Annotated in this window: 12 protein-coding genes and 1 tRNA gene; 6 read left to right on the top strand and 7 right to left on the bottom strand. The window is 70.8% G+C overall.

Annotated elements, in window-relative coordinates; all coding sequences use genetic code 11:
* A partial coding sequence (locus V7050_RS13155; protein ID WP_324410647.1) for an amidohydrolase occupies positions 1 to 940 on the bottom strand: 940 nt, incomplete at its 3' end.
* Between the two features lie 285 nt (positions 941 to 1,225).
* Positions 1,226 to 1,627: a hypothetical protein gene (locus tag V7050_RS13150; protein ID WP_324367057.1), complete on the bottom strand. Its 402-nt coding sequence runs from the start codon at positions 1,625 to 1,627 to the stop codon at positions 1,226 to 1,228.
* A gap of 127 nt (positions 1,628 to 1,754) precedes the next feature.
* Here V7050_RS13150 and argS point away from each other — a divergent pair, with 127 nt between their 5' ends.
* From argS to V7050_RS13120, 6 genes are all read left to right on the top strand, one after another.
* A complete protein-coding gene (gene argS / locus V7050_RS13145; protein WP_324367059.1) occupies positions 1,755 to 3,500 on the top strand; it encodes an arginine--tRNA ligase in 1,746 nt (581 codons plus the stop codon).
* A 76-nt stretch (positions 3,501 to 3,576) separates the two neighbouring features.
* Entirely contained in the window at positions 3,577 to 4,533 is a 957-nt protein-coding gene (locus V7050_RS13140; RefSeq protein ID WP_324367062.1) for an SPOR domain-containing protein, read from the top strand.
* Positions 4,534 to 5,547, top strand: a complete 1,014-nt coding sequence (gene nagZ, locus V7050_RS13135) for a beta-N-acetylhexosaminidase (protein ID WP_324367064.1) — start codon at positions 4,534 to 4,536, stop codon at positions 5,545 to 5,547.
* The gene (locus tag V7050_RS13130; protein ID WP_324367066.1) at positions 5,540 to 6,331 is read left to right on the top strand and encodes a segregation and condensation protein A; all 792 of its coding nucleotides are present in this window, start codon (positions 5,540 to 5,542) and stop codon (positions 6,329 to 6,331) included. Before nagZ ends, V7050_RS13130 begins: the two co-directional genes overlap by 8 nt.
* A complete protein-coding gene (gene scpB / locus V7050_RS13125; RefSeq protein WP_324374570.1) occupies positions 6,328 to 7,002 on the top strand; it encodes an SMC-Scp complex subunit ScpB in 675 nt (224 codons plus the stop codon). Before V7050_RS13130 ends, scpB begins: the two co-directional genes overlap by 4 nt.
* A gap of 30 nt (positions 7,003 to 7,032) precedes the next feature.
* Positions 7,033 to 7,605 carry a GrpB family protein gene (locus V7050_RS13120; RefSeq protein WP_324368436.1) on the top strand — a complete coding sequence of 191 codons (573 nt, stop codon included), beginning with the start codon at positions 7,033 to 7,035 and terminating at the stop codon, positions 7,603 to 7,605.
* Between the two features lie 15 nt (positions 7,606 to 7,620).
* On the opposite strand, the gene V7050_RS13115 is transcribed toward V7050_RS13120, so the two are convergent.
* The 5 genes from V7050_RS13115 to V7050_RS13095 form a co-directional block, all read right to left on the bottom strand.
* A complete protein-coding gene (locus V7050_RS13115) occupies positions 7,621 to 8,706 on the bottom strand; it encodes a 2'-deoxycytidine 5'-triphosphate deaminase (protein ID WP_324368434.1) in 1,086 nt (361 codons plus the stop codon).
* Between the two features lie 14 nt (positions 8,707 to 8,720).
* Positions 8,721 to 8,797: transfer RNA gene (locus tag V7050_RS13110), tRNA-Pro, on the bottom strand.
* 65 nt (positions 8,798 to 8,862) lie between these two features.
* Entirely contained in the window at positions 8,863 to 9,441 is a 579-nt protein-coding gene (locus V7050_RS13105) for a MerR family transcriptional regulator (RefSeq protein WP_324368433.1), read from the bottom strand.
* A 13-nt stretch (positions 9,442 to 9,454) separates the two neighbouring features.
* Positions 9,455 to 9,763: an integration host factor subunit alpha gene (gene ihfA / locus V7050_RS13100; RefSeq protein WP_324368431.1), complete on the bottom strand. Its 309-nt coding sequence runs from the start codon at positions 9,761 to 9,763 to the stop codon at positions 9,455 to 9,457.
* A gap of 98 nt (positions 9,764 to 9,861) precedes the next feature.
* On the bottom strand, positions 9,862 to 10,427 hold a 566-nt coding region (locus tag V7050_RS13095), incomplete at its 5' end, for a 3-oxoacyl-[acyl-carrier-protein] synthase III C-terminal domain-containing protein (RefSeq protein ID WP_324410645.1).

The raw sequence follows: 10,427 nt of genomic DNA, 5'->3' as shown, positions 1-10,427 counted from the left end.
GCGCCGCGAAGGCGGCGCGCCCGGCGTCGTTGGCGGTGACCGGATAGCCCGGCCGGAAATCCAGCACCGCCTCCGCACCATAGGCCCGGCCGACGTTCGGGACGATCGCGGCGATGCGCTCCGCGATGAGCGCGCGGATCCCGGGGTCAAGTGCGCGGGAGGTGCCGCGCAGCTCCACCCGGCCGGGAATGACGTTGAAGGCGTCGCTCTCGGAGCGGAACGAGGTCACCGAGACGACCGCGGCCTTCAGCGGATCGGTGTTGCGCGCCACGATCCCCTGGAGCGCCGCGACGATCTGGCTCGCGGCGAGGATCGGGTCGATGCAATCATGCGGCTGCGCCGCATGGCCGCCCCTCCCGGTGACATGGATGGTGAAGAGGTCGGTCGAGGCCAGCATCGGGCCCGGCCGGATGCCGAAGGCGCCGAGCGGCAGGCCGGGCATGTTGTGCAGCCCGTAGACCTCCTCGATGCCGAAGCGCTCCATCATGCCGTCCTCGACCATCTCGCGCCCGCCGCCGCCGCCTTCCTCGGCCGGCTGGAAGATCACCACTGCGGTACCGTCGAAATTGCGCGCCTCCGCGAGATATTGCGCCGCCCCGAGCAGCATGGCGGTATGACCGTCGTGGCCGCAGGCATGCATGGCGCCGGGCGTCTTCGAGGCATGCGGCAGGCCGGTCTCCTCGGACATGGGCAGCGCGTCCATGTCGGCCCGGAGCGCGATCACCCGCCCCGAGGCGTTCGATCGGCCGCGGATCACGCCGACGACCCCGGTCCGGCCGATCCCCGTCGCCACCTCGTCGCAGCCGAAGCCGCGCAGCTTCTCCGCCACGAAGGCGCTGGTGCGGTGCGTCTCGAAGAGGATCTCCGGATGGGCATGAAGGTCCCGGCGCCACTCGGCGATCGCGGGGGAGAGCTCGGCGAAGCGGTTCACGACGGGCATGGGCTCACCTCCGAATGTTCCCGGCAATCTGCGGGCGGGAGAGGACAGCGTCAAGCGGCGCCGCAAGACGGCTCAGGTACATCACATTTGGATGATGGTTCCTGCGAAGGCTGAAACAACGGCTTCGGGCGCGGTTCCCGTCCGGAGTGACGTCGAGCACCCGGTGGAGTGCATGCTCGATCGCCCATCAGCCGCCGGTGAAGGGCCCCCGGGGCGAGGCGTCTCGACCCGGTCACGGATCGATCGCCGCAGGCATGGTGGGATGACTGAAGCTGGCCAGCCAGTTCAGGTTCCCGCTCCGGTCTGCGGACAGGGAAGGGGCAGGGTGTCTGTGCTCCCGAGGCGCAGGCGGCGCCCGTCGTCGCTGTCATGGAGCTCGACGAAGACGCCGTCCGCCTCGCGGGTGATGCGCCAGCAGATCTCCTCCGGCCTTCCGTCGTAGCGGAAGCAGATCGCCTCGCCTTCGCCGCGCCAGCTGCCCGCGGTGCATTCGGCCTCGCCGGCGTAGCGCCAGAGGCTGCGCCGGCCCGGCAGGAACTGCTCCGAGCCATAGGGCCTGCCGCCTTCGGTGAAATGCAGCGTCCGGCCCTCGGCGAGGCGCTCGAACGCCTCCGCGCTCAGGATCTCGGCCGCCCGGGCGGAAGTGGCGGCGAGGGCGAGAAGGGCGGGGAACAGGAGCCGTCGCATCCCGCGAGGCTAGCGCAGCGGGACCGGTGCTGCATCCCGGATCCCGGCGGCGCGGAGGAAATTTGTCCGTGGAGACGGCGGATTGCCTGTGTTAACCGCGGGCAGGCTGCAGGCGGAGAGGCCGGCGATGGATATCTATGCAGAAATGAAGGCCCTGGTCGACGCGGCGATCGCGCGCCTCGTGGCCGAGGATGCGCTGCCCGGCGGGCTCGACCTCGGGGCGGTGACCGTCGAGCCGCCGCGCGACCCGGCTCATGGCGACATGGCGACCAATGCGGCGATGGTGCTGGCGCGGCCGGCGAAGGCGGCGCCGCGCGCCATCGCCGAGGCGCTGGCCGGGATTCTCGCCGAGGCGCCGGTGGTGGTCTCCGCCGAGGTCGCGGGACCGGGGTTCCTCAACCTGCGGCTCGACCCGGGCCGCTGGTTCGCCACCGTGCCGGCGATCCTGGCGGCGGGGCGCGACTTCGGCCGCTCGGGCGCGGGCGGCGGGCGGCGGATCAACGTCGAATTCGTCTCCGCCAATCCCACCGGGCCGATGCATGTGGGGCATGTGCGCCACGCGGTCTTCGGCGATGCGCTGGCCTCGCTGCTCGACTTCGCCGGGTTCGACGTCACCCGCGAATATTACATCAACGACGGCGGCGCGCAGGTCGACGTGCTCGCGCGGTCGGTGCATCTGCGCTACCTGGAAGCGCTGGGGCGCGCGGTGGAGTTCCCCGACGGGACCTATCCCGGCGACTACCTGATTCCGCTCGGCGCCGAACTCGCCGAGAAGCACGGCGAGAGCCTCGTCGGCACGGACCACGAGGAATGGCTGCCGGACGTGCGCGACTTCGCCACCGAGGCGATGCTGGCGCTGATCCGCGAGGATCTGGCCTCGCTCGGGGTGACCATGGACCGGTTCTTCTCCGAGCGGTCGCTCTACGGCACCGGGCGGATCGAGGCGGCGCTGGCCGCGCTCGAGGCGCGGGGGCTGATCTACGAGGGCGTGCTCGAACCGCCCAAGGGCAAGCTGCCCGAAGATTGGGAGCCGCGCGAGCAGACGCTTTTCCGATCAACGGCTTACGGCGACGACGTCGACCGGCCCGTGAAGAAGTCCGACGGCGGCTGGACCTATTTCGCACCCGACATCGCCTATCATTTCGACAAGATCGAGCGCGGCTACGACGAGCTGATCGACGTGCTCGGGGCCGACCATGGCGGCTATGTCAAGCGCATGAAGGCGGCGGTGGCCGCACTCTCGGACGGCAAGGTGCCGCTCGACGTCAAGCTCTGCCAGATGGTCCGGCTCTTCAAGGGCGGCGAGCCCTTCAAGATGTCCAAGCGCGCCGGCAATTTCGTCACCTTGCGCGACGTGGTCGAGCAGGTCGGCCCCGACGTGACGCGCTTCGCAATGCTGACGCGCAAGAACGACGCGCCGCTCGACTTCGACTTCGACAAGGTGCTGGAGCAATCCAAGGACAATCCGGTCTTCTACGTCCAGTATGCCCATGCCCGGGCGCAATCGGTGCTGGCGCGCGGTGCGGCTGCGGGCATCGACACGAGCGACGCTGCGCTCGCCACGGCAGTTCTCGGCGGCCTCGGCGCGCCGGGCGAATCGCGCCTGATCCGCAAGGCGGCGGAATGGCCGCGGCAGGTCGAATCGGCGGCGGCGGCACATGAGCCTCACAGGATCGCCTTCTATCTCTTTGATCTCGCGTCTGAGTTCCATTCGCTTCAGCATCAGGGCAAGCTGGATCCGGAGCTGCGCTTCATCCGCGAGGAGGCGCCGGAGACGAGCCGCGCGCGGCTCGCACTTGTGCGCGCGACACAGGTTGTCATCGCCGCTGGGCTTGGTATTCTCGGGGTTACCCCGATGGAAGAGATGCGCTGAGGCATCCGTTAAGACATTTCGGGGTTGGAGCAGCGGCACATACAAGGTATAGTGTGTCAAAACAGGCAAGAACCCCATGCGCGATCTCTACAGCGACGACTACGAGTCCGTTGCGGGCGATGTCCGCGACCGGCTGATCCCCCCGAGCATCCGCCGGATGGCCGGCGCCGCGGTCTTTGTCGGGCTGGTCGGCGCGATGGCGCTCTGGTCCTACCGGCTCGGAACCCGCGATGCGACCGAGGTGCCGATCATCCGGGCGATGGAGGGGCCGGCGCGGCTCCAGCCCGAGGATCCCGGGGGGCTGCAGGCGGCGCATCAGGGCCTCGAGGTCAATGCGGTGCTCTCCGGTCAGCCGGCGCCGGTCCCGCGCGAACGGACGCCTTTGGAGCCTGCGCCGCCGGCCTTGGCGGAAGAGGACGGGCCGCAGGGCGAACTGGTCGTCGCGGCGCCCGCGAGCCTGCCGGATGCGGCGGAGGGCGGGGATCTGCGCATGCCCGAGGCCGAGGCCCAGGAAGTGCTCGCGGCGCTCGAGGTCGGTCTGGCGCCGGACCTGGGCGGTGCGCCGGCTGAGGCGGACGCGCCCGTCGAGGCGGATCTGCTGCCCGAGGGCACCGCGCCCGCGGTGCGGCCGCTCGGCCGACCGAGCAACCTGGTGCGCGCCACCGCGAAGGCCCCGGCAGCGGCCCCCAAGGCGCAGCCGAAGGCCGCGGCCGCGGCCGCGGCCGCGGCTCCGGCCCCGGCGCCGGGTGTCGCGCAGGCGCGCGAGGTCGGCAGCGTCAGCCCGGGTTCTCGGCTGGTGCAGCTCGGCGCCTATGACAGCGAAGCGATCACCCGGCAGGCCTGGGCGCAACTCGTTGCCAAGAACGGCGACCTGCTGGGATCGAAGAGCCTCTATGTGGAACGGACGACCTCGAATGCGCGGGTGTTCTACCGGCTGCGGGTCGCGGGCTTCGAGAATACCGAGCAAACCCGCGTCATGTGTGAGGCCCTGCGGGCCCGCAGCATCGATTGCATCCCGGTAACGTTGCAATAGATGGCGCCCCGCGCGGTCATCCTCGGCTGCCAGGGTCCGGATCTCGGTGCCGACGAACGGCGGTTTCTCGCCGCGGCCGCGCCCTGGGGCTTCATCCTCTTCGCGCGCAACATCGAGACGCCCGGCCAGCTCAGGCGGCTGACGGGCGATCTGCGCGAAGCGGTCGGGCGCGACGCGCCGATCCTGATCGACCAGGAAGGCGGGCGGGTCGCGCGGATGCGCGGGCCGGACTGGCGCGAATGGGCGCCGGCGCTCGAGGAATGCGCGCGCCTGCCCGGCCGCGACCTGCGGGCCCGGGCGATGTACCTGCGCTACCGGCTGATCGCGGCGGAACTGCGCGCCGTGGGCATCGACGTCAATTGCGCGCCGGTGCTCGACGTGGTGCAGCCCGACACCCATGGCGTCATCCGCAACCGCTGCTACGGCGCCGATCCCGCCGAGGTGGCGGCGATCGGGCGCGCTGTGGCCGAGGGCCTGATCGCCGGCGGCGTGCTGCCGGTGATGAAGCACATGCCGGGCCACGGGCGCGCGACCCGCGACAGCCACGTGGACCTGCCGCAGGTGTCGGCGCCGCTGGCCGATCTCGAGAGGGTCGACTTCGCGCCATTCCGGGCGCTGGCCGATCTGCCCGCGGCGATGAGCGCGCATGTGGTCTATGCCGCCCTCGATGCGGCGCGCCCCGCTACGCTCTCGCCGGAGGTGATGCGGCGGATCCGGGGCGACATCGGCTTCGACGGGCTCCTGATGACCGACGATCTCTCGATGCAGGCCCTGCGCGGGCCGTTCGGGGCGCGGGCCGAGGCGGCGATCGCGGCGGGCTGCGACATGGTGCTCCATTGCAACGGCGACCCCGCGGAGGCGGCGGCGGTGGCGGAGGCGGTGCCGGAACTCGCGGGCAGGGCGCTGGCGCGTGCGGAACGGGCGCAGGCGGTGCGGGGTTCCGCGGGACAGGCGGATCCGGCGGCGCTCGAGGCCGAATTCGTCGAGCTGAGGGAGCGCGCGGCCGGTGCCTGAGGATTTCTTCGACGCCGAAGCCACCGTCGAGCGCCTCGCCGCCGAGGCGCTGGTGGTCGATCTCGACGGTTACGAGGGGCCGCTCGACCTGCTTCTCACCCTGGCGCGCTCGCAGCGCGTCGATCTGCGGCGGATCTCGATCCTGCGGCTGGCCGAGCAATACCTGAACTTCGTCGAGGCCGCGAAGCGGCTTCGCATCGAGCTGGCCGCGGATTATCTGGTGATGGCGGCCTGGCTCGCCTATCTCAAGTCCCGCCTGCTGCTGCCGCCGGATCCGGCGGAGGAGGGGCCCTCCGGCGACGAGTTGGCGGCGCATCTCGCCTTCCAGCTCGAACGACTCGAGGCAATGCGCGCGGCGGCGGCGCGGCTCATGGCGCGCGATCAGCTCGGCCGCGACGTCTTCGCGCGCGGCCAGACCGAGGCGGTGACCCGGCAGACGAAGGTGGTCCATACCGCCGACATGCTCGACCTCCTGCGCGCCTATGCGCGGATCAAGACCCGCGAGGATTTCACGCCGCTGCACCTGGCGCGGGAGCCGGTCTATACCATGGAGGCGGCACTGGAGCGGATGCGCGGGCTGATCGGCACCGCGATCGACTGGGTGCGCCTTTCCGCCTGGCTGCCCGACGAATGGGCCGGTGACCCGAAGCGGCGGCGCTCGGCGACGGCGGCAAGTTTCGCAGCGGCGCTGGAGTTGGCCAAGGCCGGGCGGCTCGACCTGCGCCAGGACGCCGCCTTCCAGCCGATCTATCTCAGAGCGCGCCCCGGGGAGGATGACGCATGAACGAGACCACGCGCGATTTCTACGCCGATCCGGCCTTCGCCGTGCCCGAGCTCGCCGAGCAGGAGCGCATGGTCGAGGCGGTGCTCTTCGCGAGCCGCGAGCCGATGACGGGGCGCGAGATCGCCGAGCGACTGCCCGCGGGCTCCGATGTCGGCGAGGCGCTGGCGGCGCTGCGGGCGCGCTATGCCGGGCGCGGGGTGCAGCTCGTGCGCACCGGCGATGCCTGGGCTTTCCGCACCGCCGCCGACCTGGGCTTCCTGATGACCCGCGAGGCGGTGGAAACCCGAAAACTAAGCCGGGCGGCCATCGAGACGCTGGCGATCGTCGCCTATCACCAGCCGGTGACACGGGCGGAGATCGAGGAGATCCGCGGCGTCTCGGTCTCGGGCGGCACGCTCGACCTGCTGATCGAGCTCGGATGGGTCCGGCTCGGCCGGCGACGGCAGACGCCGGGGCGGCCGATGACCTTCGTACTCACGCCGGCCTTCCTCGACCATTTCGGCCTCGAATCCGATCGCGACCTGCCGGGCATCGCCGAACTGCGCGCCGCCGGCCTGCTCGACAACCGGCCCGATCCCGGCGGACCGCTGCCGGCGCGCGGCGAGGCTGAGGACGATGCGGACGGGGAGCCGCTAGCGCTCGGCACGCCCCAGGAGGAGATGTTCTCCTGACCGGGCATTGAGCCCACGGGGAGCGCCCCGATGAACGGCCAATCCTGTCACGTGGCCCGGGCGCGGGCCGAGCCGATCCTGCTCGCGGACCCCGATCCGGCATGGGCGGAAGCCTTCGCCGCCGAGGAGGTGCGGCTGCGCGAACGCCTCGCGGAGATCCCCATCGGTCGCATCGAGCATGTGGGAAGCACGGCGGTGCCGGGGCTGGTCGCCAAGCCGATCGTCGACATGCTGATCGAGGTGCCGGATCTGCAAACCGTGCACGACCGAATCGCGCCAGTGTTGAAAGCGGCGGGCTACGAGTACTTCTGGCGTCCGACCGGGCCGGGGGAGGCCGGTGTCGCCTATGCCTGGTTCATCCGGCGCGACGCCTCCGGCGCACGCACGCATCACCTGCACATGCTGCCGCCGGGTTCGACCTATTGGGACCGGCTGCGGTTCCGCGATCTGCTGCGCGCCCGCCCCGATCACGCCGCCGAATACGCCGCGGTGAAGCGCGAGACCGCTGCGCGGCACCGCGACGACCGCGCCGCCTATGCGCGGGCCAAGGGTCGGTTCATCGGCAGGGTCATGTCCGGCCACGAAGACGCGCCACGAGGGTAGGTCAGCCGCGGGCGGTCACGGCGCGCGGAAATGCTTGGAGAGCTTCAGGCCCTGGCCCTGGTAATTCGAGCCGAGGCCCTGACCGTAGAGGATCTCGGGGCGCTCGGCCATGTGCTCGTAGACCAGTCGGCCGACGATCTGGCCGTGCTCGAGCGCGAAGGGGGCCTCGTGGCAGCGCACTTCCAGCACGCCGCGCGAGCCGCTGCCGCCGGCCAGCGCATGGCCGAAGCCGGGGTCGAAGAAGCCGGCGTAATGCACCCGGAACTCGCCCACCATGGCGAGATAGGGCGCCATCTCGGCGGCATAATCGGGCGGGACATGCACCGATTCCCGGCTGACCAGGATGTAGAAGGCGCCGGGATCGAGGATGATGCGCCCGTCGCGGGCGGCGACAGGCTCCCAGTATTCCGCTGGATCGTAATGGCCGATGCGGTCGAGGTCGATCAGCCCGGTATGGGGCTTCGCGCGGTAGCCGACCAGGCTGCCCTCGCGGGGGCGCAGGTCGACCGAGAAGGCGAGGCCGCCGGCGACATGGGCCGTGCCGTCGACCAATCGCTCGCGCGCATCGAGCGCGCGCAGGGCCTCGTCGTCGAGCAGGGCCGAGCCCCGGCGGAAGCGGATCTGGTTCAGGCGCATGCCCGGGCGGACCAGCACCGAGAAGGAACGCGGCGAGATCTCGGCATAGAGCGGGCCGCGATAGCCGGGCTCGATGCGGTCGAATTCGGTGCCGCGGTCGGTGATCAGCCGGGTGAAGAGGTCGAGCCGGCCGGTCGAACTCTTTGCATTGGCCACGGCGCAGACACCTGCGGGCAGGTCGAGCCCTTCGCCAAGCGGCACGAGATAGACGCAGCCCTTTTCGAGCACGGCGCCGGGGCCGAGATCGATGCGGTGCATCGCGAAATCGTCGAGCCGTTCGGAGAGAAGCGCGCGCGGTCCGGGGAGGAAGGAGGCGCGCACCCGCCAGGCGGTATCCCCGAGGCGGAGATCGAGGCTCGCGGGCTGGATCTGGTCGGGCGTGGGGGGCGCCGCGCCGGTGATACTTCCCTCCGCGATCATGCGTGCGATGCCCTGGGACGGGATCACGCCGGGGGCCTGAGCCACCGCGGAGAGGGGTTTGGTCGGGCTAGCGAGATTCGAACTCACGACCTTTCGACCCCCAGTCGAACGCGCTACCAGACTGCGCTATAGCCCGACACGAGGCGCTTTATAGCCGGGGTCCGCACGAGGGCAAGCGGAAAGCGCCGCGGGATTCCGCGCTCAGGATCCGGGCTCGGACATCATCACCGCCCGGAGCGATTCGAGCTCGGCGACCAGCGCCTTGAGCGCCTTGCGGCCGTCGCGGACCTCGGCCGGGCGTGTGCGCGCCTCCAGCTCCGCGACGGCGGCGCCGCCCGGTGCCGGGGCGCCCGTGGCGAAGAGATCGCCCTGCGGGCGGGAGGGCAGTTTCGGCGGCGCGGGGGCGCGTGCCGGGGCCTTGGCCGGGGCCCGAGCCGGCTTGGCGGGCTTCTTCGCCGCGGCCGGGGCAGGGGCCGGAGCGGACTGCAGCGCTTCCTCCTCCGCCTCGGGCAGGGTCCCGAGCGCGATGACGTGGCGCACGCCCTTCTCGCGCAGGATCTTCTGCGCGCCCTTGATCGTCATGCCGTCGTCGTAGAGCAGGCCGCGGATGCCGCGCAGCAGCCGGACGTCCTCGGGGCGGTAGTAGCGGCGACCGCCGCCGCGCTTGACCGGCTTGACCTGGGTGAAGCGCGATTCCCAGAAGCGCAGCACATGCGGCGGCACGTCGAGCGCCTCGGCCACTTCGCTGATGGTCCGGAAGGCCTCGGGGGACTTGTTCATCGGGGGGCTGACCTCACCTCTGGTTCTTGTTCCCGGCGTCCACGCGTTCCTTCATGATATGGGAGGGCCGGAACGTGAGGACCCGGCGCGGCTCGATGGGAACCTCCTCGCCGGTCTTGGGATTGCGGCCGACGCGCGCGGATTTGGAGCGCACGCTGAAGGTGCCGAAGGACGAGATCTTGACGGTCTCGCCCGCCACGAGGGCGTCGGACAGGTGGTTGAGCACCGATTCGACCAGATCGGCGGATTCGTTGCGCGAAAGGCCGACCGTCCGGAACACCGCCTCGCTCAGTTCCATGCGCGTCAGGGTCTTGTCACTCATCGCCACTCCCCCCCGTCCTGATTGCTGTTGGGCAACCCTAGGGGCATTGGCGAAAGCGAGTCAATAACAACGGCTTGGGCGGGGCGGCGAAGACGCCTTTACCAGCGCATCACCGCCGCCCCCCAGGCGAGGCCGCCGCCGATGGCCTCGACCAGGATCACGTCGCCCTTCCGGAGCCGTCCTTCCGCGTTCGCGACGGAAAGTGCCAGCGGGATCGAGGCCGCCGAGGTATTGCCGTGGTCCTGAACGGTCACCACCACGCGCTCCATGGGAACGCCGAGCTTCTGCGCCGTCATGGTCATGATGCGCAGATTGGCCTGGTGGGGCACCAGCCAGTCGATCCCCGTGGTGTCGAGCCCGGCCTTCTTCAGCGCCGCCGCGCCGGTCTGGGCGAGCTTGATGACCGCATGCTTGAACACCTCCTGCCCGGACATCCGCACGGCACCGGCCGTGCCGGTCGAGGAGGGGCCGCCATCGACATAGAGAAGGTCGGAATAGCGCCCGTCGGAATGCAGGTCGGTCGCGAGGATGCCGCGGTCCTCCGCGGATCCTTCGCCCTCGGCGGCCTCGAGGATCAGCGCGCCGGCGCCGTCGCCGAAGAGCACGCAGGTGGTGCGGTCGGTGAAGTCGAGGATGCGCGAGAAGGTCTCGGCGCCGATCACCA

It is taken from the genome of Amaricoccus sp. (assembly GCF_036846665.1).
Classification (GTDB): domain Bacteria; phylum Pseudomonadota; class Alphaproteobacteria; order Rhodobacterales; family Rhodobacteraceae; genus Amaricoccus.
This window is presented reverse-complemented; position numbering and strand designations above follow the sequence as displayed.

What these genes read in the sequence shown, in the direction of transcription:
- V7050_RS13105 (WP_324368433.1), bottom strand. Translation starts at nt 9,441, where the DNA reads ATGAACAAGTCCCCCGAGGCCTTCCGGACCATCAGCGAAGTGGCCGAG.
- scpB (WP_324374570.1), top strand. Translation starts at nt 6,328, where the DNA reads ATGAACGAGACCACGCGCGATTTCTACGCCGATCCGGCCTTCGCCGTG.
- nagZ (WP_324367064.1), top strand. Translation starts at nt 4,534, where the DNA reads ATGGCGCCCCGCGCGGTCATCCTCGGCTGCCAGGGTCCGGATCTCGGT.
- V7050_RS13150 (WP_324367057.1), bottom strand. Translation starts at nt 1,627, where the DNA reads ATGCGACGGCTCCTGTTCCCCGCCCTTCTCGCCCTCGCCGCCACTTCC.
- ihfA (WP_324368431.1), bottom strand. Translation starts at nt 9,763, where the DNA reads ATGAGTGACAAGACCCTGACGCGCATGGAACTGAGCGAGGCGGTGTTC.
- V7050_RS13140 (WP_324367062.1), top strand. Translation starts at nt 3,577, where the DNA reads ATGCGCGATCTCTACAGCGACGACTACGAGTCCGTTGCGGGCGATGTC.
- argS (WP_324367059.1), top strand. Translation starts at nt 1,755, where the DNA reads ATGGATATCTATGCAGAAATGAAGGCCCTGGTCGACGCGGCGATCGCG.
- V7050_RS13120 (WP_324368436.1), top strand. Translation starts at nt 7,033, where the DNA reads ATGAACGGCCAATCCTGTCACGTGGCCCGGGCGCGGGCCGAGCCGATC.